The sequence below is a fragment of the Gimesia alba genome (assembly GCF_007744675.1).
Classification (GTDB): Bacteria; Planctomycetota; Planctomycetia; order Planctomycetales; family Planctomycetaceae; genus Gimesia; species Gimesia alba.
This window is the reverse complement of sequence record NZ_CP036269.1, coordinates 2,066,551-2,091,107: the sequence shown is the minus strand read 5'-3', so window position 1 is coordinate 2,091,107 and position 24,557 is coordinate 2,066,551. Positions and strand designations below refer to the sequence as shown.

16 protein-coding genes are annotated in these 24,557 nt (G+C 52.8%); 10 read left to right on the top strand and 6 right to left on the bottom strand.

Going from position 1 to position 24,557, the window contains the following annotated elements; all coding sequences use genetic code 11:
* Positions 1-251: 251 nt before the first annotated feature.
* Together Pan241w_RS07990 and Pan241w_RS07985 are read right to left on the bottom strand one after the other, a co-directional pair.
* The gene (locus Pan241w_RS07990; RefSeq protein ID WP_145213504.1) at positions 252-1,667 is read right to left on the bottom strand and encodes a DUF1501 domain-containing protein; all 1,416 of its coding nucleotides are present in this window, start codon (positions 1,665-1,667) and stop codon (positions 252-254) included.
* A gap of 54 nt (positions 1,668-1,721) precedes the next feature.
* On the bottom strand, positions 1,722-4,706 hold the full coding sequence (locus Pan241w_RS07985) for a DUF1553 domain-containing protein (protein WP_145213501.1): 2,985 nt from the start codon (positions 4,704-4,706) through the stop codon (positions 1,722-1,724).
* Positions 4,707-6,372: 1,666 nt separating this feature from the next.
* On the opposite strand from Pan241w_RS07985, the gene Pan241w_RS07980 reads away from it, so the two are divergent.
* A complete protein-coding gene (locus Pan241w_RS07980; protein ID WP_145213498.1) occupies positions 6,373-6,924 on the top strand; it encodes an SMI1/KNR4 family protein in 552 nt (183 codons plus the stop codon).
* A gap of 127 nt (positions 6,925-7,051) precedes the next feature.
* Positions 7,052-7,678: an SMI1/KNR4 family protein gene (locus Pan241w_RS07975; RefSeq protein WP_198000394.1), complete on the top strand. Its 627-nt coding sequence runs from the start codon at positions 7,052-7,054 to the stop codon at positions 7,676-7,678.
* 969 nt (positions 7,679-8,647) lie between these two features.
* Here the strand turns inward: Pan241w_RS07975 and Pan241w_RS07970 are convergent.
* Entirely contained in the window at positions 8,648-9,388 is a 741-nt protein-coding gene (locus Pan241w_RS07970) for an AraC family transcriptional regulator (RefSeq protein ID WP_145213491.1), read from the bottom strand.
* Between the two features lie 156 nt (positions 9,389-9,544).
* Between Pan241w_RS07970 and Pan241w_RS07965 the strand changes: the two genes are divergently transcribed.
* From Pan241w_RS07965 to Pan241w_RS07940, 6 genes are all read left to right on the top strand, one after another.
* Positions 9,545-10,492 carry a dihydrodipicolinate synthase family protein gene (locus Pan241w_RS07965; protein ID WP_145213488.1) on the top strand — a complete coding sequence of 316 codons (948 nt, stop codon included), beginning with the start codon at positions 9,545-9,547 and terminating at the stop codon, positions 10,490-10,492.
* A 16-nt stretch (positions 10,493-10,508) separates the two neighbouring features.
* Positions 10,509-11,453 (top strand): 4-hydroxyproline epimerase, encoded by a 945-nt coding sequence (locus Pan241w_RS07960; RefSeq protein ID WP_145213485.1) that lies wholly within the window; start codon positions 10,509-10,511, stop codon positions 11,451-11,453.
* The gene (locus Pan241w_RS07955; RefSeq protein ID WP_145213482.1) at positions 11,450-12,709 is read left to right on the top strand and encodes an NAD(P)/FAD-dependent oxidoreductase; all 1,260 of its coding nucleotides are present in this window, start codon (positions 11,450-11,452) and stop codon (positions 12,707-12,709) included. Before Pan241w_RS07960 ends, Pan241w_RS07955 begins: the two co-directional genes overlap by 4 nt.
* A gap of 116 nt (positions 12,710-12,825) precedes the next feature.
* Positions 12,826-15,402: a plasma-membrane proton-efflux P-type ATPase gene (locus Pan241w_RS07950; RefSeq protein ID WP_145213479.1), complete on the top strand. Its 2,577-nt coding sequence runs from the start codon at positions 12,826-12,828 to the stop codon at positions 15,400-15,402.
* 54 nt (positions 15,403-15,456) lie between these two features.
* Entirely contained in the window at positions 15,457-16,314 is an 858-nt protein-coding gene (locus Pan241w_RS07945) for a polyphosphate kinase 2 family protein (protein ID WP_145213476.1), read from the top strand.
* 722 nt (positions 16,315-17,036) lie between these two features.
* Positions 17,037-18,257, top strand: a complete 1,221-nt coding sequence (locus Pan241w_RS07940) for a Gfo/Idh/MocA family protein (protein ID WP_315940506.1) — start codon at positions 17,037-17,039, stop codon at positions 18,255-18,257.
* A gap of 318 nt (positions 18,258-18,575) precedes the next feature.
* On the opposite strand, the gene Pan241w_RS07935 is transcribed toward Pan241w_RS07940, so the two are convergent.
* On the bottom strand, positions 18,576-19,940 hold the full coding sequence (locus Pan241w_RS07935) for a hypothetical protein (protein ID WP_145213470.1): 1,365 nt from the start codon (positions 19,938-19,940) through the stop codon (positions 18,576-18,578).
* Positions 19,941-20,125: 185 nt separating this feature from the next.
* Between Pan241w_RS07935 and Pan241w_RS07930 the strand changes: the two genes are divergently transcribed.
* Both Pan241w_RS07930 and amaB read left to right on the top strand, forming a co-directional pair.
* Entirely contained in the window at positions 20,126-21,232 is a 1,107-nt protein-coding gene (locus Pan241w_RS07930) for a saccharopine dehydrogenase family protein (RefSeq protein WP_145213467.1), read from the top strand.
* 26 nt (positions 21,233-21,258) lie between these two features.
* Positions 21,259-22,797 carry an L-piperidine-6-carboxylate dehydrogenase gene (amaB, locus tag Pan241w_RS07925; protein WP_145213464.1) on the top strand — a complete coding sequence of 513 codons (1,539 nt, stop codon included), beginning with the start codon at positions 21,259-21,261 and terminating at the stop codon, positions 22,795-22,797.
* A 247-nt stretch (positions 22,798-23,044) separates the two neighbouring features.
* Here amaB and Pan241w_RS07920 read toward each other — a convergent pair whose 3' ends face one another.
* Both Pan241w_RS07920 and Pan241w_RS07915 read right to left on the bottom strand, forming a co-directional pair.
* On the bottom strand, positions 23,045-23,464 hold the full coding sequence (locus Pan241w_RS07920) for a hypothetical protein (RefSeq protein WP_198000393.1): 420 nt from the start codon (positions 23,462-23,464) through the stop codon (positions 23,045-23,047).
* 109 nt (positions 23,465-23,573) lie between these two features.
* Positions 23,574-24,542: a DUF1559 domain-containing protein gene (locus tag Pan241w_RS07915; RefSeq protein ID WP_145213456.1), complete on the bottom strand. Its 969-nt coding sequence runs from the start codon at positions 24,540-24,542 to the stop codon at positions 23,574-23,576.
* Positions 24,543-24,557 lie beyond the last annotated feature (15 nt).

Genomic DNA, 24,557 nt, shown 5'->3' with positions numbered 1-24,557 from the left:
CTCATATCTCATGAAGAGATAACGAGTTGCGCGCAAAGTCCACCCTAAGCTCGGGATTGTAACTATTCCGATGAAATTCTGCAACCACCCCCAAAATCGGGAAGTCGCCATTCATCAGAAGCCCTGAGTATCGCAGTGCTTAACGCCCCCATGCTTTCGCCGCATCAGCGGGGGACCAGACACTATAATATAAGGACAGAAAAAGCCGGTCTCCGGTTCTCGTTCACAAGTCTCGCAGATCAGGCCGATTTTCAACTAGTGAGAATCTCGTGCACCACTTCTCCATAAATGTCCGTCAGTCGGAAATCCCGACCGGCATAACGGTACGTCAGCCGCTTATGATCCATGCCCATCAGATGCAGCAGCGTGGCATGTAAATCGTGGATGTGAACTTTATCGCGGGTCGCATAATAGCCATATTCATCGGTGGCACCATGCACGTGCCCCCGTTTGACCCCCGCTCCTGCCAGCCACATCGAATAGCCTTGCGGATTATGATCCCGTCCGTTGGTCCCCTGAGCAATCGGCGTCCGTCCGAACTCACCGCCCCAGACCACCAGGGTGTCTTCCAGCAATCCACGTTGTTTCAAGTCAGCCAGCAAACCGGCAATCGGTTTATCTACCATCCGTGAATTCCGTTCGTGCCCGCTCTTCAAGCCGCTGTGTTGATCCCAGCGATTATTGCCCAGCGCCACTTCAATATAACGCACGCCTGCTTCGGCAAAACGGCGGGCCATCAGACATTGACGCCCAAAATCCTCCGTCGTCTTGTCATTGATCCCATATAATTCATGCGTCTCTTTGGTCTCCGCCGTCAGATCCATCAGCGTGGGAACTTCCGACTGCATCCGGAAGGCCAACTCATACGAATTGATCACCCCTTCAATTTCCTGGTCGACCTTGACCTGCTTCAGATGCCGCTCATTCATCGCCTGTAACAGTCCCAGTTGTTTTCGTTGCTGTGACTCCGAAGACGCATTGTTCGCCAGGAATCGAATCTGCGCTTCCCTGGCAGCAGTATCAGCATCGCCAATAGCTGTTCCCTGATAGACGGCAGGCAGAAACGCGCTACCAAAATTCCGCACGCCACCATGACCGCGTGAAGGGCAGATCGAAATGAAGCCGGGCAAGTTGTTATTTTCCGTGCCCAAGCCATACACCATCCATGAACCGACCGAAGGCCGCACCAGACTGTCCGACCCCGTATGCAGTTTCATCACCGCCTGACCGTGCGACTGGCCGTTGGTGTGCATCGAGTTAATCACACACAAATCATCCGCATGTTCGGCCACGTTATCAAACAACTCGGAAATCCAAAGCCCGCTCTCGCCCCGCTGCTTGAACTTCCAGGGAGATTTCATCAGACGCAAATTTTCCTGCGACGATTTCTCGATGTTCTTCGCCGCTTTGAACGGCAGTCGCTGCCCGTCCTCTTTCGCCAAACGTGGCTTATAGTCAAACGTATCCACCTGGCTCGGTCCGCCATGCATGAACAGGAAAATCACACGTTTGGCGCGAGGCGCGAAGTGCGGCGCTTTGGACTGTAACGGTGACTGAGTTTTCAAAGCCGCTTCAGAGCTTAAGCCCGCCATCGCCAGATAACCAAATCCGCAAGCCGATGATTTCAACATTTGCCGACGAGATAAATTGAGTGGTTGCATAGCCATTCATTCTTATTAAAAAGTAAGTACTCGCTACGGTTTAAAAATCGTAATCGAACATCAATTCAAGAAGCGAAATTCGGTCGAAGCAAACAGAATCTGACAATAAGAGGTCCAGGCCTTCACCCGTGCAGCCGCTTTGTCCGAATTCGAATCCGCTTTCATCAGAGACTCGATATACTGTAATGCTTCCGCCTGTTCTGTCTGATTCGCATCGCGGCCCAGACAGGCTAGATACAATTTCGAAACGCGTTCAGAATCGCTCTGTTTTTTCTCGCTTAAAAGTCGCTCCGCCGTCGCCTGTGCCTGGTCGATCACAAACGGACTATTCATCATAAATAACGCCTGAGCGGGCACCGTCGTCACAGGGCGATTTCCCACCAGCATTTCAGGAGCCGGAAAATCAAACACCGTCAAAGAAGCCGGCACATTGCCCCGCACGATCGGTAAATAGACACTCCGTCGAAACTCAGACGGGTTCTGCTTTAATTTTTTATTCTTGTTCGGACTGATGGCCTGCTCGGGATAATGTGCCACCGACGAGCCTCCCTGCTGTAAATCAATCTTCCCCGAAATCGACAGCACCGCATCGCGAATACTTTCCGCTGAGAGACGCCGACGATTCATCCGCCACAGGAAATGGTTCCCGGGGTCCTGTTGATACTGATCCGTATCAAACTTCGAACTCAACTGATACGCCCGACTGATCATGATTTCACGAATCAAGGTCTTGATCGACCAGCCTTCGGAAACAAACCGCTGCGCCAGATAATCCAGCAACTCCGGATGTGTCGGCTGTTCTCCCAGGTGACCAAAATTATCAACGCTCCGCACCAGCCCGTTGCCAAACAGATGCTTCCAGACCCGATTCACAATCACCCGGCTGGTGAGCGGATTCTGTGGCTGACTCAACCAGTTTGCCAGTTCCAGCCGACCGCTCTGCTTGGGACTGACCTCAGGCGGCTCCTGAATCGAAGCAATCGTCAAAAAGCCACGATCCACTTTATCACCCAACTGGTGAATATTTCCCCGCCGGGCAATTCGATAGTCGGCAGGATCAGGCTGCTCACCCACGGCCAGCGCCATCGGCGCGGCGGGCGGGGCATTCGCTTTCAATTTTTTAATCTGAGCCGTCAACGTTTTCACACTCGCTTCCAGCGTTTTGATTTTCGCTGCGCGAACGTCGGCTGCAGAATCAACAGTCGGCTTTTTCGCGACCAGCACGTCATTCTGCATTGGAAGCTGAAACTGCGGAATGAACTGCATCGCGTCCACAACCACATAACCGGAAGCTCCTTTGTTTGAAACTTCAACAGCGCCCGCTTTACCCGCGGCAAATTCAAAATTACCAAGCGATGTCAAGACACTATCAATCGGTCCCGGCTTTGTCTGATCGACATAAATGGTTTTTGCTCCCTGCAGCGAATGAATCGTCACAGGCACGCGATCGGCACGACCTCTGCTCCCTGGAAACGCAAAACGCACTTCGTACTTGCCGGCGGCGGGCAGATCCGGGGTAAAGCGAATCGTCTTCTTCCCCTGCTCTTCATTCATATCATGCACGTAACCCACGCCCAGATAATTTTTCGAATAGACCGACTCTTTCCACGCACCCGTTTTCACTGCCTGGGCATCATCGACCACAATCCCCGACAGTCTTTTCAAGTGTTGCTGTTGTTTGGTATCGCCATTCAATTGTTTTAACTGATCCGAGTCGGCTTTCAGTTTCTCTTCCAGCGTTTTCAGCTCGGCGGCATGTTTCTCCAGCGCCGCCGCATGTTCGGGTTTGATTGGCAACGGTCGCGTCATCCAGCCCGATACGAATTGATTATTCAGACGATTCCCATGCACGGTCTCCGTGCTGCGAAAGATCCCGGCCAGCGCGTAATAGTCGGTCATCGGAATCGGATCGAATTTATGATCGTGACAGCGGGCACAACCCAGCGTCATTCCCATAAACGCCCGACCCGTCACATCAATCTGCTCGTCGACCACGTCCATCCGCAGTTTTTCTTTATCCCGCTCGCTGAGCATTTTCGCGCCCATCACCAGAAACCCGGTGGCGACAATATTCCGCGTCCGCTCATCATCGTTTTCATAAGGCAGTAGATCGCCGGCAATCTGCTCGCGAATAAATTCGTTGTAAGGCTTATCTTCGTTAAACGCCTGGATCACATAATCGCGATACCGCCAGGCATTGTAAAATGTCAGGTTGATATCCAGGCCGTTCGAATCCGCATAGCGGGCCAGATCCAGCCAGTGCCGTCCCCACGTCTCACCATACTGTGGTGAATTGAGTAAGCGATCGATCAGATGCTCGTACGCCTGCGGAGAAGGATCGTTCACAAACTTCTCTATCTCCTCCGCGCTCGGCGGCAATCCGGTCAGATCAAAATAAATGCGACGCACCAGCGTCCGCCGATCCGCCGTATCAACCGGAGTCAGTTTTTTCTCATCCAGTTTCGCTTTGATAAAACAGTCAATCGCACTGCCTGACCAGGCTTCACTTTTTACTTCGGGAACCGTCGGCTTCGTCAAAGGGCGAAACGACCAGAACTCGCGTTCTTTATCAAAATCAATCGCGAGTTCCGTTTTCTTCTTCGGACTGCTCGGCACGTTTCCTTTCCGAGGATCAGGAGCGCCCATCTGAATCCACTTGCGAAAATCGGCAATCACCTGCGCGGGCAGTTTCTCATCCGGCGGCATCGCATAAAAATCGGGATCGTGTTCCAGCGCCTGCAGAATCAGACTCTGTTTCAGATTCCCCGGCACGACCGCTTTTCCCGAATCGCCCCCCTGCTGAATTCCCGCGCGGGTGTCCAATACAAACGAAGCATTTTCCGGATCGGGGGTGCCCGAATGACAGTCGTAGCAATGCTCGACCAGGACCGGACGAATCTTATTTTCGAAGAACTCAATCCCCGCCTGCTCGTTTTGCGGAGCGACTTTCGGAGCCTGAACCTGAGCATCAGCCGACCCTCCATTGAAACCATTCAACGCAGTCATCAGCAACATCAGGCAAGATAATTTCAGGAAAGGACGCAAGGCAGTTCTCCTTCTCGAAGCTTTTCAAAAATGAACGCAATCAAGTCGCTTTGGGACAGCGAACTCTTCGAGTTTGCAATTCAGGCCGGGAGGGAATCAAAAACACTGATCTGGCCTGAATTTCCATCATCGTCCAGTATAATGCATCAACGCCGATCTATGAACTAAATTCAGGCAACTTTTAAGCAGTTTTCGCCAGTTCCCACTCAGAAAATACCAGACTTGCAGCAAATGGTTCACGAACATTTTTTTAACTCTCTAAACAAACTCCCGATTTTGCGGCTGAGTCAGATTACGTAAACCTGACGCACCAGAACATCCCCTCAGTCAGCGGTGAAAAATGTTCCCTTTTCAGTGAAAAGAAACACCTTGACACCACCCCGCCATTCGCCATGATCCTCTGCAGTTGCGCGTCGCGCGCGTGAGCAGTACTGATTCAGGTGAAGACCAGGAACGAAACAAACGGCAGCATGGGAAAACCCGCTTGTTTCAGCCACATTTGACATCAACCAGCCCCAAAAAGTTATGCGGGTCGACACACATCGCCGCACATCGCCTCGCTCACAACACTCCCCACCACACCTACAGCACATCTCACCACTCCCCCGCCACACAACTTTTCCCCGATCCCCCTTGACCACCCCACGCCCTTCAGGAAAATCACGTTTCATGAACGGCAACACAGAAAGAAAATTCATCAACTTGATCCCCAACTTCAAAAGAAACCAGCAAAAAAAGTAGGGCGCGACCCTACGTGGCCGCCCGCCTGGCATCCTGTGATCCCAACTCACCACCGTAAACGGAACCAGAAATGCCACCCCCACCGTAAGCGGGTCGGCGCTAGCCGCCGTTTCCAACCCATGTGAAATCCAAACCACCGGCAAACAAATCCTACCAGATACCACCGGCAGCATGAGAGATGAAAATCGCAAACAAGTGCAGAAACCGACCCACAATCAAAGCAGCCCCATTCCACCACAGACCAGCTTCACCAACCTTTTTCATGGGCAGGCTCGAATGCAATTCGTCCCGAGCGCAGCGAGCAGGAACTCAACAGAGCCACCGCAAGATCGAGCGAGCCACTCTCGATCCCGTTCAGATTCCCACCAACCAAAAGTTTCGTGCCGTTCGTGGTAGAGCAAAATATGGTTTTATATCTGATTTATTGGAAAAATTGTGAGCGGCATGGCGCTAGCCACCGTTTGTGAAACAGCGTCCCTGACCCAAAAACGGCGACTAGCGCCGTCCCGCTCACGGTTGGTATCCGTTATCCAACGTTTGCATTTGTTTTAACGTTGCCTATCTCAACGTAGGGGCGGTACCCACGTGTCCGCCCGCCTGGTGACATATGAACGATTTCCGTCTTCGAGGGAACCCGGATAAAACTTTCCCATCAACCATCACAACAAACATCGATACCGCGGGTCGACACATGGCTCGCCCCCTACAAACTATGAGCAACACGTTTTCAACAGCAGCCACTCTCAACCCCGATCAGATTCTCACCAACCAAAAGTTTCGTGAGTTTTCGTGCCTTGCGTGGTAGAGTAAAACATCAGGGAAATCATTAAAGTACCAGAACAAAAATTTAATGGACCTGGCATCTTTTTTCTCACCAATTTTCGAATGAAACCGATCTCATAAAATATCCTGATAGGAATCCATCATGCTGGATAATTGGAAACGACTGTTAGATTTACTACCACCTCCAGAAAAAAAACACAGCTTTAAAAGATCCTGGCAGACCGTCGAGTCGGAACTCGGTCTTTCACTCCCAACTGATTACAAGAAGTTTATTGATAAATACGGTTCTGGATGCATCATGCCTTCAGGAGGTGAGTGCGGAAGCATCATTATCTGGAATTTGCGGGATGTATCAGACGTTTTGAGTTGGATATCTACAGCTTCACGACGATACAGCGACGATCAACAGTCAGGAAACGACTTGCCATTCAAAGGTTACCCTGAACCTGAAGGACTACTTGGATGGGGAACGACACCTGAGGGTGACTTTTTCAATTGGCGCATGATTGGAGAGCCTGATGCTTGGGATTGTGTTTTTTATCATTTCTCAAATGCAGAAATGATTCTGTTGGAGGGTAAGGGATTTGTCGATGTTTTGGTGGACTTACTGGAACACAATTCCTCATTGATGCCCTACCCAATCGACCCCGACAACTTGAAAACTCCATGTGCTTACACTGAAGAAATTTGGTGAGATTTATGGGCAAGAACGAGCGAAAAGATTTTAAAAAGCCTGGTCTCGATGATTCTGGAACTGCCCCTTTTAAACGCTTCAGGTCATTGAGCAGATGCGCCTCGTTAAGTTTGAATGGAGAGAAGAAATGAACAATGCAGAAATTAACTTGGAATACAATTTAGAAAGTCTACTTCCAGCTGTTTCTTTAGAAGACATCCATCAATTTGAAATAAAAACATCAAACTATTTTGAACAAAAAATTAAATTACCAGATGAACTAATACAACAGTTCTTACATTACCATGGTGGTATTCCCGGAAAACAATGTTTTCAATCACTCGATGGTAAAATTAGAATGATTTGCCGTTTCTGTAATATCTTTAAGCCACTTGGAGATGAAAGACTGCCCCAACCACCAATTCCCTCTTGGAGGCCGGGAGGAGCTAGTGACGTTAGACTTGACTACACAATTGGCTTTTTATTAGCTAGGTTTGATTATTCAGACAGGCTTTACGAGAGTGGAGGATTATTAGTTCCGATTGCCGTTATCGATACAGCTGGTCACAATGCAAGAGAGATGAGTGAGATGAACTTACTCTGCCTTGACTATCGGAAACCAGGGGAGCCATCTGTTGTTACATGGAGCTTCGAAATGTCATGGCATGATCCGGAAGAAATCGTCAAAGTCGCTGACTCTTTTGGAGAATTTCTCACAAGACTTTTCAAGCATCCTGATGATTTCCCAATCACAAATGAGTGTGAACATTTCTAGGGCTTGTCTCTAATCGTAAAAAAATGAACAGATTTAAGGGATCTTGTCTCGATGGTTCGGGACCTGCCACCTGCCCTCTTTAGGGCTTTTAATTTTCGTGCCGTTCGTGGTAGAGCAAAACATGGTTTTATAACTGATTTATTGGAAAATTGTGAGCGGTATGGCGCTAGCCACCGTTTGTGAAACAGCGCCCCTGACCCAAAAACGGCGGCTAGCGCCGTCCCGCTCACGGTTGGTATTCGTTATCCAACGTTTGCATTTGTTTTAACGTCGCCTACTTCAACGTAGGGGCGGTACCCATGTGTCCGCCCGCCTGGAACGGATTTAAGGGGTCTGGTCTCGTTTATTCTGGACCTGACCCTTTTGGAGTGCAACGTCACGTTATTCATAATAAACATCCACCATATAAATTTCATTCTCTCCATATAACAAGACAAAATTTTCCAGGTTACCAGTTAAAGAACAAATATTAAAACAAGTATCTCGGACCGAGTTACTGTAATGTATGGCATCAAAAACAGGAGAGTATATTTTAATGACCATGATGCGATCATCCCAGTCTGAATAATCCAAAATACCAACTGGTGCAGAGACTACGAAGATGAATGAAAGTAAATATAACAGAAGAGAGCTCGTAATCAGAATAACTACTTTTCTAACCATTTTATATTAAGACCTAGACAAGAAACAACGAGCTTAATTCTTCTATACCCTACAGTAAGCCTTTGGTCAGAACTCAATGGCCTGACATTCTAAATTTCTTTCTGCTTATAACCGGAATTGGAAACGTTGTTCTTTTTATAATTATTTAGAGTGATAATATATTTCACTTTAATTTCTGAATCCAGTGGAAATCTTTTTTTACAGGAACGGATTTAAAGGGTCTGGTCTCGATTCTTCTGGACCGGCCCCTTTTTAGAGCTTTTTATTTCGTGTCTTTTCGTGCCTTTCGTGGTAGCAAAAACATACCTACTCCCCCGCGTTCTTCACCATCCGCTGATAATCACGCGGCGACATGCCTGTGGTCCTACGGAACTGGCGGGTGAAGGCACTCTGGTCTGCGTAACCGACACTCAGCGCCACTGACGCAATCGAGGCGTCACTCTCTCTGAGTGTTTGCTGTGCCCGATCGATGCGCAGCTTTAACAGCCATTGACCAGCGGTCAGACCAAACACGTGACGCATGCGGCGGTTGAGCTGGTAAGGGGACATCTCAGCGACCTCTGCCAGTTCTTCCACGGTCGGAGGCTTTGCCAGATGTGTCTCCGCATGGGAAATCGCGGCCAGAAGATTCTGATACAATTCAGTCGCCGTATCGGGCAGATGCAGGTCCTGCGAGACGCCGACCAGACCGATCACAGCGCCCGTTTTTTTCTGACGCAATGGGAGCTTGGTCGTCAGACACCAGCCCACATCACCGGAAGCATAGATATGCAATTCAAGCTGTGACGTGATAGGCTGTCCCGTCTGTACCACCCTGAGATCCTGGGCTGCATAACTTGCGCCGAGAGGAGGCCTCAGCACTTCCGCCGCCGTGCGGCCAATCAACTGCTGTTTGTCCTGAACGCCACAACGATCCACGAGCGTGTTGTTTACAACCAGATATTCCCCTCGCTCATTCTTGATGAAAAACACAATGTCAGACAGGTGGTCAAACAAGGCTTCCCCCGTAAAGGGGGGATCGATCTGGCTTAATAACTCATGAATCATTGGTCTGGCTCCCGTCCCTGATTATGCGCATTTTAAAGTCCGTTGTCGACACTTGGTCAAGACACCCGAGAACTTTTCCAGTACTATTCAATCTGATGGACTTACGTGATCATCATGCGGCTGTCATGATGGCAATCTTGCAGAAGGAGACCCTTGGTGACTGACCGATCACAAATTTTCCGTGGATGTATCCCCGCCCTGATGACGCCCTGCTCTGCGGAAGGCACACCCGATTTCAAAGCGTTAGTCCGCAAGGGACGTGAGCTGATCGATGTCGGCATGCGAGCCGTCGTCTATTGTGGCTCGATGGGCGACTGGCCTTTGCTCACCGACGAACAACGCATGGAAGGAGTGCGTCAACTGGTCGAAGCGGGAGTGCCCGTCGTGGTTGGCACCGGCGCCCAAAACACGGAGCGTGCGGTCGCGATCACCACACTTGCCCGAGAAATCGGTGCTGCCGGGCTGATGGTCATTCCGCGTGTCCTCTCGCGGGGCACGTCGGCCGCCGCCCAGCGTGCGCATTTCGCGGACATTCTGCAAGCCGGTGATCCCCTTCCCGCCGTCATTTATAACAGCCCTTATTACGGGTTCGAAACGAAGGCCGATCTGTTCTTTGACCTCCGCCGCGACCACACCAATCTCGTGGGATTCAAAGAATTCGGGGGCGCCGCTTCACTCAGTTACGCGGGCGAACACATCACACACAGCGACCCCGATTTGGTGCTGATCGCCGGCGTGGATACGCAGGTCTTTCACGGTTACGTTCACTGCGGCGCCGCCGGCGCCATTACCGGCGTGGGTAACGCCCTGCCTAAAGAAACGCTGCGTCTGATTGCTCTCTGCGAACAGGCCGCAGCCGGGGATGTTGAAGCACGCAATCTGGCGCTCGAACTGACCGAAGCACTCAACGTGCTGGCCACCTTTGATGAAGGACCGGACCTGGTGTTGTACTATAAATATCTGATGGTTCTGGAAGGCAATCCGGAATACGAGCATCATTTCTACGCAACCGATTCACTGAGTCCCAGCCAAAAGCAATTTGCGCGTTCGCAGTGGGAACAATTCCGAAACTGGTGGAGTGCGTGGCCCGGTTCATCCACCTAATTCACAGGAGCCTGTTATGCGCATCATCGATTCACACACGGAAGGCGAACCGACGCGGGTCATCATCGACGGGGGCCCTGATCTCGGCTCCGGCTCCCTGCAGGAACGCCGGCAACGCTTCAAAGAACAATACGACAGCTACCGCAGTACCGCCATCAATGAGCCGCGCGGATCAGAGGCGGTCGTCGGCGCGTTACTGTGCGAACCAGTCAACTCCACCTGTGCGGCGGGAGTGATCTTTTTCAACAATACCGGTTATCTGGGAATGTGCGGACATGGTGCCATCGGCGTCGTCGTCACGCTCTACTACCTCGGTCGGATCGACCTTGGTGTTTGTCGGCTCGAAACACCGGTCGGCATCGTTGAAGCCAATCTGCTCTCTCCCAATAAAGTCATGATTGAGAATGTAACCAGTTATCGCTATCGTCACAAAGTCAGTCTGAACGTGCCCGAACTGGGAACCGTTGTGGGTGACATCGCCTGGGGAGGCAACTGGTTTTTCCTCGTGGAACAATCGCCGTTTGCACTCACATTCCCGAATCTGAAGCCACTCACCGACGCCGCACAGCGGATTCGTTCGGAACTGGAACGACAGCAAATCACCGGCGCGAACGGTGAAGAGATCGATCACATCGAATTCTTCGGCCCGGCGGAATCCTTTGACGCACGCAGCCGTAATTTCGTCTATTGTCCGGGCGGCGCCTACGATCGTTCCCCCTGCGGCACTGGCACCAGCGCCAAGCTCGCCTGCCTGGCAGCAGATGGTAAACTGCAGCCGCATGAACCCTGGATTCAGGAAAGTATTATTGGCAGTCGTTTTATTGCCACGTATCGCGAATTGACTGACCAGCACATCATCCCGACGATTACAGGCACCGCCTTTATCTGCAGCGAAGGACAACTCATTCAACAACCCGACGACCCGTTCCGCTATGGCATCACTGTGGAAGGACCAGCATGAATTCCTCTTCCCAATCGGAATCAGCGATCGTCGTCGGCGCGGGCATCATCGGCATTGCGTGCGCGCACTACCTGTCCAAAGCAGGCCTGCAAGTCACCGTCATCGATCGAGGTTCCCTCGCCGGCGCCTGCTCGCACGGCAACTGCGGCTATATCTGCCCGAGCCATGTTCTGCCGTTGACCGAACCGGGGGCGTTTAAGACGGCTTTGAAATCGTTATTCAACCCACATGCACCGTTTCGCGTCAAACCACAGTTCAGCCCCGCACTCTGGAACTGGATGTGGCAATTCGCCCGCCGCTGCACGCATCGTCAAATGCTCGCCGCGGGAAACCACCTCAAAGCGATCCTCGATTCTTCAATGACCGAATACAAGAGACTCATCACAGAAGAGCAGCTGGAATGCGAATGGCAGCAAAAGGGGCTGCTGTATGTCCTGCAGACGGAAGCCGGGATGCACGAATTTTCGAAAACAGATCAGATCCTGTCCGATCACTTTGGTGTGAACGCCCATCAAATCAAAGGCGCCGATTTACCCGCCTTCGACCCGGCACTCAAACCTGATCTTGCCGGCGGCTTCTATTATCCGGACGATGCCTCGGTGCGCCCCGACCTGCTCAATTCCCAATGGATCGCCCGGCTCAAACAGCGGGGCATTACGTTTGTTGAGAACTGTGAATTGCAAGGGCTTCAAAAATCGGCGGATCGAGTCACACAGCTGACAACTTCGTGCGGAGAACTGGAGGCGAATTGGATGATCTTTGCCACCGGTGCCTGGAGCCCGCAGCTGTCCGCAGAACTGGAATGCCGCATTCCCATCCAGCCGGGCAAAGGCTATTCCGTCACTATGCAGCGGCCCACGCCCTGCCCGCAGTATCCGATGCTGTTCCCCGAGCACAAAGTCGGCGTCTCTCCGTTCCAGAACGGCTATCGACTCGGTTCGATGATGGAGTTCGCCGGCTATGACACCTCCCTTCCCCCACATCGTATCACCCAGTTGAAGCGATCTGCCGAACCCTATCTCCGCACCCCTTTCACCGAAAATGAACAGGAGCGCTGGTTCGGCTGGCGTCCGATGACCTGGGACAGTCTGCCGATCATCGGCCGTACCCCCCGCTTCACGAACGCTTATCTCGCCACCGGCCACAACATGCTCGGCATGAGTATGGCCGCCGCCACTGGAAGGTTGATTGCAGAACTCATACAAGGCAAACCAACGCACATCGACGCGAATCCCTTTTCGCCCACCCGCTTTTGAAAAATTGCCTCCGCCGTGATCGTATTGTCGATCTGTTCCTCAGCCAGTATACTCCGCAGCAGGTAACAACCGCGTCGGCCAGTCCGATTTCCCCACAGCTTCGGAGAGCCCGTTAGATGAATTCAGCCCCTGCTTCCACCAGCGACAGCTCAAACAGTGAACCCGATCTGGAACAGGCCGACCTGGAGACCGTCTATCAACGGCTCGAAACAACGGCCGCCGGTCTCTCCTCTGCAGAAGCGTCGAAGCGCCTCGAACAATACGGTCGCAACGAGCTGGCCGACGAAGAGATCAGCGACCTGATGAAATTTCTGCGTTACTTCTGGGGACCGATTCCCTGGATGATCGAAGCGGCTGCATTTCTCTCCGCCCTCATCGGCCACTGGCCCGACTTCGGCATCATCATGGGCCTGCTCGTTTACAACGCGGCCTCCGGTTTCTGGCAGGAACGAAAAGCATCTAATGCGCTGGCCGCTTTGAAAGCAGGCATGGCGCCTAAAGCCCGGGCGCTCCGCGACGGAAAGTTCTCCCCCATCGATGCCGCCGAAGTGGTGCCCGGCGATGTCATTCGGATCAAGCTCGGCGAAGTCCTGCCGGCCGACGTCCGTTTCATCGGCGGCGATTACCTCAGCATCGATCAGGCCGCTCTCACCGGCGAATCGTTACCGGTGAGTAAAAAAGTGGGCGACAGCGGCTACTCCGGCAGTATTGCCAAGAAAGGGGAAATGACGGCCGTCGTCATCGGCACCGGAAAAAACACCTTCTTCGGTCGGACCGCCAGCCTCGTCGCGACTGCCGGCACCGCGGCTTCGCACTCCCAGAAAGCGGTCGGGCAGATCGGCGACTTTCTGATCTTCCTGTCGATGATACTGGCTTTCGTTCTGTTCAGCGTGGAATTCTACCGAGATGTTATCGTGAAAGATGACTGGCACTGGACCGAACTCGTCGACATTCTGCGGCTGATCCTCGTCCTATTGATCGCTTCGATTCCCGTCGCCATGCCGACGGTGATCACCGTCACCAATGCCTTGGGCGCGCTGGCATTGTCTAGAAAGAAAGCCATCGTGTCGCGGCTGGAAGCCATCGAAGAACTGGCGGGCGTCGATATCCTCTGCTCCGATAAAACCGGCACACTGACCAAAAACCAGTTGAGTCTCGGCGAGCCGATTCTGTTTGACACTGACAATCCCGAAACCATTACCCTCGCCGGTGCCCTTGCTTCACAACGGGACGACGACGATCCCATTGACCTGGCCGTCGTTGCTGGTCTCAAGCAGACCGATGTACTCGACAGCTTTCGCGTGGAAAAATTCGTCCCCTTCGATCCGGTCAGCAAGCGGACGGAAACGACTGTTATCGACGCGGACGGCAAAACTTGGAAATATACCAAAGGAGCCCCGCAAGTCATCATCGAACTCTGTCAGCTCGATGATGAAACGAAAACAAAAGGCGAACAATCCGTACTTGATCTCGCCGCCCGGGGTATGCGGGCGCTGGGTGTCGCCGAATCGGCAGACGATGGTGCGAGCTGGAAGTTCCTGGGCATCCTGTCTCTGCTGGACCCGCCGCGGGATGATTCCAAAGAGACCATCCGGCAAGCACAGGAGCATGGAATCGAGGTCAAAATGATCACCGGCGATGATGTGGCGATCGGCAACGAAATCTCCGGCCAGTTGGGCATCGGCAATCATCTGCAGGCCGCCGCCGACCTGTTTACCAAAGAAATGGATATGAGCCATCTGCCCGAACCGATCACGGCCTGTGTAGAAAAAGCCGATGGCTTCGGCCGCGTTTTCCCCGAACACAAATACGGCATTGTCAAAGCACTGCAGGACCGTGGACACGTGGTCGCAATGACGGGCGACGGCGTGAATGACGCGCCGGCTCTCAAGCAGGCCGATTGCGGCGTCGCCGTTAGTGGTGCCACCGATGCCGCGCGGGCGGCCGCGGATTTGATTCTGACCGAGCCCGGCCTCTCGACCATCGTCGATGCCATCGATGAAGCACGCAAGATTTTCGAACGCATCATCAACTATGTTTTGTTCCGCGTCAGCATGACGCTCGACATCATGTTCGTGGTCGTGCTTTCAACCTGCTTCTTCGGTTTCTCGCCGCTCACGCCGGTGATGATCGTCTTCCTGGCGCTACTCGACGACGTGCCCATCATGACCATTGCTTACGACAACACGCTCTTGCCCGACAAACCGGTGCGCTGGAATATGCGGCGGCTGCTCACGATTTCGAGCCTGATGGGGCTGCTGTCGGTCGCACAGACATTCACTCTGCTGTTGATCGGCATGGAATGGATGGGCAATCACGACTGGCTCACCTGGATTCATGTGACACCCGATCATCTGCAAACGGTCATCTTCCTGCAGATCGTCGCCGGCGGGCACCTGCTGCTGTTTGTGATGCGTTCCCGCAGCCTGTTTTTCATGCCTCCCTGGCCGGCACAGCCGTTGTTTCTGGCGATCGTCGGGACACAACTCCTCGCCGTTCTAATGTGCGGACTCGGCTGGTTCGTCTCTCCCATTCCCTGGACAATCATCGGCCTGGTCTGGCTCTACATGCTGGTCTGGATGGTCATCCTCGATCTCGTCAAGCTGGCGATCTATCGAAAAGTCGAACAGATCGAAAATCATCGACCCGCCTGGTACAAACGATTTCTCAAAAGTCGAATGAACCGGAAGTAGACCAGCATCAAAACGATTTTCCCTTTCACTACCCCAAACCGAGGTAACTTAACCATGGATTACTGCAAACAATTTCGCGTGACACCGGGGAGTAAAGTGGATCTGTCTCAGATCGACGCGGGCTATAAAGATGGGCAAAAATCCCGCGCAACGGCTTCGACCGAGATCAAAGCATATCAGAAAAAAATGCAGGAGCTGCAATACCTGATGTACGCTGAAGGCAAGCGTTCGCTCTTGATCTGCCTGCAGGGGGGCGACGCCGCAGGAAAGGATGGCACGATTAAACATGTGCTGGGTGCCATGAATCCTCAAGGCTGCAGGGTCACCGGTTTCAAGGTCCCTTCACACACTGAAGCGGCCCACGATTTCCTCTGGCGCTACCACCGTGCCACACCGGAAAGAGGCCAGGTCGCGATCTTTAACCGCTCGCATTATGAAGACGTACTGGTCGTCCGCGTGCACAATCTGGTTCCTGAGGCGGTCTGGTCCAAACGTTATGAACACATCAACCACTTCGAAAAACTGCTGCACGACAACAACACTCACATCCTGAAATTCTATCTGCATATCGACGCAGAAGAACAACTGAAACGCTTTAAAAAACGGATCGACGACCCCAAACGACACTGGAAAATCAGTGACAGCGACTACGCCGAACGCCCTTTATGGCACGAGTACACCCAGGCCTTCGAGGCCGCCTTAAGCAAATGCAGCACGGAACACGCCCCCTGGTTTATCATCCCCTCCAACCACAAATGGTTCCGCAATCTGGCCATCTCACACATCGTCGCTGAGACCCTGGAGTCCCTCAACATGCAGTTCCCCGAACCCACCGTTGACATCAACGAAATCAAACAGAAATACCACGAGATGGTAGAGGAAGAAAAAGAAGAAGAAGAAAATAGTAAATGAGAAGTTGAAACCACCTATGGGATTCCAGAGCGCGCCACATTTAACCATAGCGTGCTTCATTCTAATCTACTCGGTCCAAACAGCCTTGGAGACACAACAGTAAACCTGGACACAGGCTAAACCAGCACGATTTCTTAAATGGTAGGGGTCGGTCTCTGTGCAGACCCGCCGAGCGAGGAACGAATCCGTTTCATATGCCCAATGGATCCAGAAACAACAGTCCCAAAGAAAGGGTAAGCCCGAATGCAATTCGGGCCGAACGCAGCGAGCAGGAGGTTGCAGCGCACGCATCCAATTCGCAATAGAGTCTCCCAGGAATTGCAGTTTCCAGAGTGAGGTACGCTCTTAAAACCTACTTCACTCACACTACCACCTCCTGTTGCCTCCGGCAATACCGGATTACATCCGGTACCACCCCCGCCAAGAATGCCATTCTTAAGCACTGTTGGGCAAGCCAACAGTGGCACCCAACTTGGATCTTTTTCGTGTGTTTTTGTGCCTTTCGTGGTAGCAAAAAAATGTGTTCCTCTGCAAGTTTTCTTTTGCCCTGCACTCTCCATTTTCTATAATAAAAGTTCGTTGATCTATTCATCCCTCACGCCGCGACTTTTCAAACACGGGAATATGCAATCATAGATCGCAGAAAATTCTTACAGGGTTCCGCCGTCGGTCTGGCCAGTCTTTCGCTCGAACAGGTTACCAAAGCCTCCGCCAGCGAACGCGTGCGGGTCGGCGTGATGGGTGCCGGCGGTCGTGCCTCGGCCTTGAATCAATATTTCGCCGCCAATCCGAATGCAGAAATCGTGACCATCGCCGAAGTCGATTCCGCCCGCCTGGGAAACACCGTCGATACCGTGACTAAGCTGCAAGGCAAGCAGCCCAAGGTCGTCAAAGACTTTCGACGTCTGATTGATGATAAGAGCCTCGATGCCATCGTCATCGGCGCGCCCGATCACTGGCATGCGATCCCCACCATCCTCGCCTGTCAGGCCGGGAAAGACGTCTACGTCGAAAAACCGGACGGGCATAATATCATCGAAGGCCAACGCATGGTCGCCGCGATGAAAAAACACAATCGCATCGTGCAGCTGGGGTCACAGCACCGTTCCACCGAACGGCTCAAGTCGGCGCTCGACTATATCCGCAGTGGCGCCCTCGGTCGCTGTCTTGTCGCCAAAGCCTGGGAAAGCACCAAGCAAGGCAACATCGGTTATCCACCCGATGGCACACCTCCAGAAACTGTCGATTACGATATGTGGCTCGGCCCGGCGAAAAAACGCCCCTTCAATAAAAATCGTTTTCACGGACGCTGGCGCTGGTTCCACGATTACGGCACCGGCGACCTGGGTAATGACGGCGTGCATCGGCTCGACATGGCGTTCGCCGCACTCAACGCCGCCTGCGAAGCACAGGGGGACGCAGCGATTTCACTCCCCACCAAAATTTCCGCGACCGGGGGCAAATGGTATTTCGACGACATGCAGGAATGGCCCGATACGCTGCAGGTGACTTACGAATATCAGAGCAAAACGCCGAAGATCCTCACCTATGAAATGCGGATCTGGGCTCCCTACCACTATCACGGCGAATCGGAGGGCGCTGTCATCTACGGCGACAAAGCCCACATGACCATCGGCAACAGCCGCTGGCGCGTGTATGGCGAACGCGGCAAACTGATCAAAGAAGTCAAAGGCGACAGCGTTGCGGCACCCCATGTGCAGAACTTCATTGAATGCATCAAGACCCGCAACAAACCAGCCTGTGATCTGGAAACGGTCGGGCACCCCGCGTCCGTCCTCTGCCACGCCGGCAACATCGCCGCCCGTGTCGGCCGCACACTGGTCCTCGATCCGAAAACGGAAACCTTCGAAAACGACAAAGAAGCCAACCAGCTCCGCGGCCGCGAAGAATGGCGCGCCCCTTGGGTCTTGCCTGAAGTCTGACTTTGCTTAAAGAAAAGAAAGGGTAAGCCCGAATGCAATTCGGGCCGAGCGCAGCGAGCAGGAGGTCACAGCCCACGCATAGAATTTACAACAGAGTACTGAGCATGAGGTACGCTCTTGAAACGTACTTCATTCATACTGCCACTTCCTGTTGCCTCCGGCAATCCCGAATTACATTCGGGACCACCCGACACTTACTTTTCCTGCCAAGGATGTCTTTCTCAAACACTGTTGGGCAAGCCAACAGTGCCACCCAACTTGGGTCTTTTTCGTGACCTTTCGTGTTTTTCGTGGTAGCAAAAAAAACTCACTTCCCTGTCACGTCTGCATCTTCAACGGATTCGTCTCCAGAATAATGTCATTGATCCCCGACTGATTAAAGCCTTTGAAGCCTTCTTCCCGCTGCAGAATTTCCAGGTGCGAACCAATGGCTCCTTTCGTGCGGAATTTGTCTGCTTCTTCATCGGTAATCAGGCCGTCATCCAGCAACGACTGAATCCGGCTCTCTTTGACTGGCCAGATTTCCCCCGCTGTAAATGCCTGACGCAGGTGCGGCAGATCGGTAAACGGCTTCATCGTCTTCACGTCGTTCTCGTCCGCCAGTTGATCGCGGGCGGCATCAAAATCAAACAGGCATTCCAGGTGATGCATGCCCGCCTGCAGAAAGGCTTCGCCGTGCAGACGGCACCAGAGCCCCACCGTTCCCAGTTCCTTCAATTCGGGGAGCGGCTCATGCGCAAAGTCCTGCGAGACTTCTTCGGGAGAAAGATCCACGTCGGCAAAAATGACCACGCCGGTCGTCGGATGTTCGAGCACCTGCGCGCCCCAACCTGCCTCTTTGCCCGCATAAAACCGTTCGCGCAATTGGAAACCGAGCAGTTCCAACAGCGAGATCAATCGCCAGAAATGTGTTCGGCTCGAGCGATACGTATGATGATCGTGATTCGCCCAGCCGACGCCCAGCAAATCCTGCCGCGTTTTTTGAATGCGGGCGACCGCGTTCCGTTGCTGCCAGTATGCCCGCTCAGCTGCGAAAAACAGATCGCACGTCCGGTCGACTCCCAGATCTTCAATGGCGACGCGAATCATCGACTCGGCATGTTCAAATCCGTCCACATCGCCGGCAAAATCCCGCTTGCGCAAATGAAAGGCCTGAGCATGATAGAGCAGGTCTTTTAAATCTGCCTCAGGCTGCTTCTTCACCGCGTCGATGCGGACGCCATGTCGTTCAATGACGTGAAGTTCGACTCCGTCTTCATGAAATGCCAGTCGCTGACGCACGGCGGCACCCGGGGCTCCTTCAATGGGAAGTTCCAGCGCACACTGATGGATGGCTAAAAAGTCAACCACCGAATCCACGCGCACATAGAGTGACTCCGACTCCCCACTGCTCGCCTGAATGGCGGGAAAATGTGCCGCCGGATGCTGGAACAGTTTGAACTTTAAACCGCTGGCCGCTTCATAACCCAGGCTGATCAGTGTCTGTTCCAGTTCATCGGACCAGTGCAATTCAAAATGATCGACCCAGTCAATCAGCCGAGTTCCGGTTTTCGTCTGCAAATCCTGCGCAAATTGTTTGATACGTGGGGATTGTGCACAAAACGCATCAATCCGCTCGTTCAGGAACGCGGCTGTCTCGGGATAGCGTTTCCAATCAAAAGTCGCAAGTTGTTGGCTGGTCATAATTTATCTCCTTATAACCCTATTGTTTCGTGGCCCGTTTGAAAGTCAAGACGCCACTCTTCCATTAATACGCGAAATCACGCCAAAACAGAAACTCAATCAGAAAAGCAGTTTTCGGCGTATATAATTGTGTAGAGGTTCCCTCTATCATATCACATCTTTCATCCCTGTCTGGAGAACCTGCCATGTCTCAAACGATCTTATTAATCGGTGCGGGAAAAATCGGACGGATGATCGCCTCGCTGCTCACCAGGTCAGGCGATTATCAACTGCGAATCGCCGACCGTGTTCCCGCTGCCCTCGAACGAATACAACAACGCATTCCCACCGCAGAAACACGCGTGCTGAATGCCGACTCGCACGCCGAACTGGTTCACCTGATGCAAGGCTGCACCGCCGTGATCTCTGCGCTCAGCTTTCGCGAGAATCCGGGAGTCGCCCGCGCCGCACAGGAAGCGGGTATCAATTACTTCGATCTCACCGAAGACCGACAGACCACCGCCGCGGTCAAAGAGATCGCCGACGACGCCAGCCCCGGTCAGGTCTTTGTGCCCCAGTGCGGACTCGCCCCCGGTTTTGTGACCATCGTCACCAATCATGTCATGAAATGGTTTGACGAAATTGATACCGTCCGGATGCGCGTCGGCGCGCTGCCGCAACATCCAACGAACGCGCTCGGCTACAATCTGACCTGGTCCACCGACGGACTGATCAATGAATATTGTAATCCCTGTGAAGTGATTCACGGACATAAAATCAAAAATCATCTGCCTCTGGAAGGCCTGGAACAGTTCACCCTCGACGGCAACGTCTATGAAGCCTTCAACACATCGGGAGGACTCGGAACGCTCTGCGAAACGATGGACGGTCATGTTCGCGAATTGAATTACAAAACCATCCGTTATCCCGGTCACCACCAGCTAATGAAATTCTTGTTGCGAGACCTGCGGCTCAGTGAGCGTCGCGAATTGCTCAAAGATATCATGGAACACTCGATTCCCGTCACCTTTCAGGATGTCGTGATTGTGTTCTGCACGGTGCGGGGAAATCGCAACGGACAGTTCGTCGAAAAAAGCGACTTGCGCAAACTATACGCACAGGAAATCAACGGCGAAGTCTGGAGTGGCATTCAGCTCACCACCGGCGCAGGCATCTGTGCCGTCGTCGATCTGGTGCAACAAAATCAGATCAAAGGCACCGGCCTGATCCGACAGGAAGAGATTCCCTTCGAACAATTTATCAACAACCGTTTCGGCTGTTATTATGAAACAGAAACCTTTGCCCTGGATTAATCAACATTCATCAAGGGAACAAAACGATGACTCATTCCATCCATGAAGCATTACAACGTATCGGCGTGGCGGATCAACCCGCGGCGGTCGCTGTCGGAACGAAATGGCAAACCGGCGCAGGCGAACTGCTATCAGGTAAGTCCCCCATCGACGGCTCAACGCTGGCCACGTTCAACGAAGCCACACTCGGCGATGTCGGTCTGGTGGTCGATACCGCACAGAGTGCCTTTCTGAAGTGGCGCGAAGTTCCCGCACCCCGTCGCGGAGAATTCGTCCGTCTGCTCGGCGAAGCTTTGCGGGAACACAAAGCCGATCTAGCGACCATCGTCAGCTGGGAAGCCGGCAAGATCACCCAGGAAGCACTCGGCGAAGTCCAGGAGATGATCGACATCTGCGACTTCGCAGTCGGTTTAAGCCGTCAGCTTTATGGAAAAACGATCGCCAGCGAACGACCGGGACACCGCTTAATGGAGCAATGGCATCCCCTCGGCCCCATCGGCGTGATCAGTGCCTTCAACTTCCCTGTCGCCGTCTGGGCCTGGAACGCCATGCTGGCGTTTGTCTGTGGCGATACCGTCATCTGGAAACCATCCGAAAAAACGCCCCTCTGTGCGATTGCCTGCCAACAGATTGTGAACCAGGTTGCACAAAATTTCCCGGAAGCCCCCGACGGTCTTTCGAATCTGATCATCGGCGATGCCACGATCGGCAACGCCCTCGCCGAACACCATGATGTCCCGCTGATTTCAGCCACTGGTTCGATTCCCATGGGTCGGGCGGTCGCTACGACCGTTGCCAAGCGTCTTGGACGCAGCCTGCTCGAACTGGGTGGCAACAACGCGATGATCGTCACCGAATCGGCGGACCTCGAAATGACAGTCCGCTCGGCTCTGTTTTCTGCCGTCGGGACCTGCGGTCAGCGCTGCACCAGTCTGCGGCGTCTGATCGTGCATGAAAGCATTGCCGATCAACTACTGACGGCGTTGAAAAACGCCTACCAGCGATTGCCTATCGGCAACCCGCTTGAACCCGGTACACTCGTTGGACCGCTTGTCGATCAACGCGCACTCGATACCATGCAGCACGCATTGAAAACCGCCAAAGAACAAGGTGGCATCGTCCATTTCGGACATCAAATCGATGAAACAGAATATGCAGACGGCTGCTACGTGCATCCCGCGATTGTCGAAATGCCCGGGCAGACCGACATCGTCCAGCAGGAAACCTTCGCCCCCATTCTGTACGTCATGCGGTATCGAACGCTCGATGAAGCGATCGAGATGCACAACGCCGTCCCGCAGGGCCTTTCCTCTGCGATCATGACCAATGACATTCGGCAGGCAGAACAGTTCCTCTCTCCCGCCGGTTCTGACTGTGGTATTGCGAATATCAACGTCGGCCCCAGCGGTGCAGAAATCGGCGGCGCATTCGGCGGCGAAAAAGAGACCGGCGGCGGCCGCGAATCCGGCTCCGACGCCTGGAAAGCCTACATGCGCCGCACGACGAATACGATCAACTATTCAACGGAGTTGCCCCTCGCGCAGGGCATCAAGTTCGATCTGTAATCATTCTCCCCAAACGATAGGCGTTGCAACTGTGAGCGGGTCGGCGCTAGCCGCCGGTAGGTGCGCTGGCTTGTGTTTCGATACCGGTGGCTAGCGCCATTCCGCTCATTTTTCATTATATACCAGCTATAAAATCATATTTTTCGCATTCCAGGGTGGCACTGTTGGCTTGCCCAACAGTGTTTGAGAAATCACTCCTTCACACCAGTTTTATTCACTAAAAAAGCTCAAAATCATACTGGTGCTTCTACTCTTCCAATATTACACCGGGCTTTGATTGCCGTTCCGGAACTTCGAATTTCTGCTCTGTGTTCTCTTCCGGAAAAACCACCGCCGTCTGATAATCGGCAAACAACGGCTCGGCTCCCTGGCCTTCATCATCTTCAGCAGAAGCACGCACACTGCGTCCCTTAATAATCACCTTGTACGCGCCGCCGACCACACCGCGGCCTGCCTCTGCCGTGTTAAATTTGCCGTCATTAATCTCCGCGACTCCCTGTGGCCCCGCGTTGCCTTCATCGGCGTCGGCAATAAACAGGACCGAGCCAAAGGGAACTGGTTTCCCGTTATAACTCACGGTGCCGGAAACATCATATAACGTGACATCGCTGCTCCCTGCACTACAACCTGCCAGCAACAGACAACCAATCCCGCTGAATACAACCATGTAACGCTTCAGACTGTTCATATTCCCCATCCGACAAACGATCTATTGAGAAAGAGATCAAAAAACATCTCCCGCAAACGTTCACGGGAGATGTCAGTTTAGTGGTCAATTAGAATTCCAGCGTATTCGTTTCGCCCCCTTCGCGGCTGGCGGTCGCGAGGTACACATTCATGTCAATATTTTCAGAGGCAAAATGCACGCTGCCATCGCCCATCAGCAGATGACAGCCCCCTTCATGAACACTGCCAAAGCTCATATTGTTGAACTCGCCAGAGACAAAACCGTGTACGTTGATCCCGAATTTGACATTTTTACTGCTGCCGCACGAATCATTATGACAACCCCGATTCCAGCCTCGCGGTGCGATGGCTTCGGTCAGATATTTGTGCCCCGACATTTCACCGACCATAATTGTATTCGAGCTTCCGTCCAGAATATCCCGCAATCGTACATTCGATCGAGGACCTCCCAGCACGCCCATATTGGAAACATCATTCCCGCTGCGGCAATTCGGCACTGAAGTCCCGGACGACGGATTTTCACACTCCAGCTGATAAGGCGCTGAAGTCGTGGCATTCGTTCCGACTGGCCCCATGTTGCCGACATAATGCGAAGCATACATCGGCGCAGACCCCACGACTTCGCTGGTATGAGTTGAATGTGTTTTATTGGAACTGGGACAAAGATAAACAGGGGGCACATTCAGGCAGACCTGTCGATTTGCGGAATAGGAATATCCCCGATTCAAATTAAATGATTCATACATCGGCGCCTGATCAACAAACGGCAGGATCATCACCAGAAAACTCATACTCACATTATTCGCCGTACTGGCAGAAGTTCCTGAACCGATCGACTGGCCAAATCCCCCCTGAGGAAAAATACGATGTGTTTCGTGATAATTATGCAACGCCAGACCGATCTGTTTCAGTTGATTTTTACAGGTACTGCGACGAGCCGCTTCCCGTGCTTGTTGAACAGCCGGCAATAATAACGCAATCAGAATCGCAATAATGGCAATCACCACCAGCAATTCGATCAGAGTAAAACCCTTTCGACCTCTTCTAAAAGAACGCATGACTTATCCTTCACT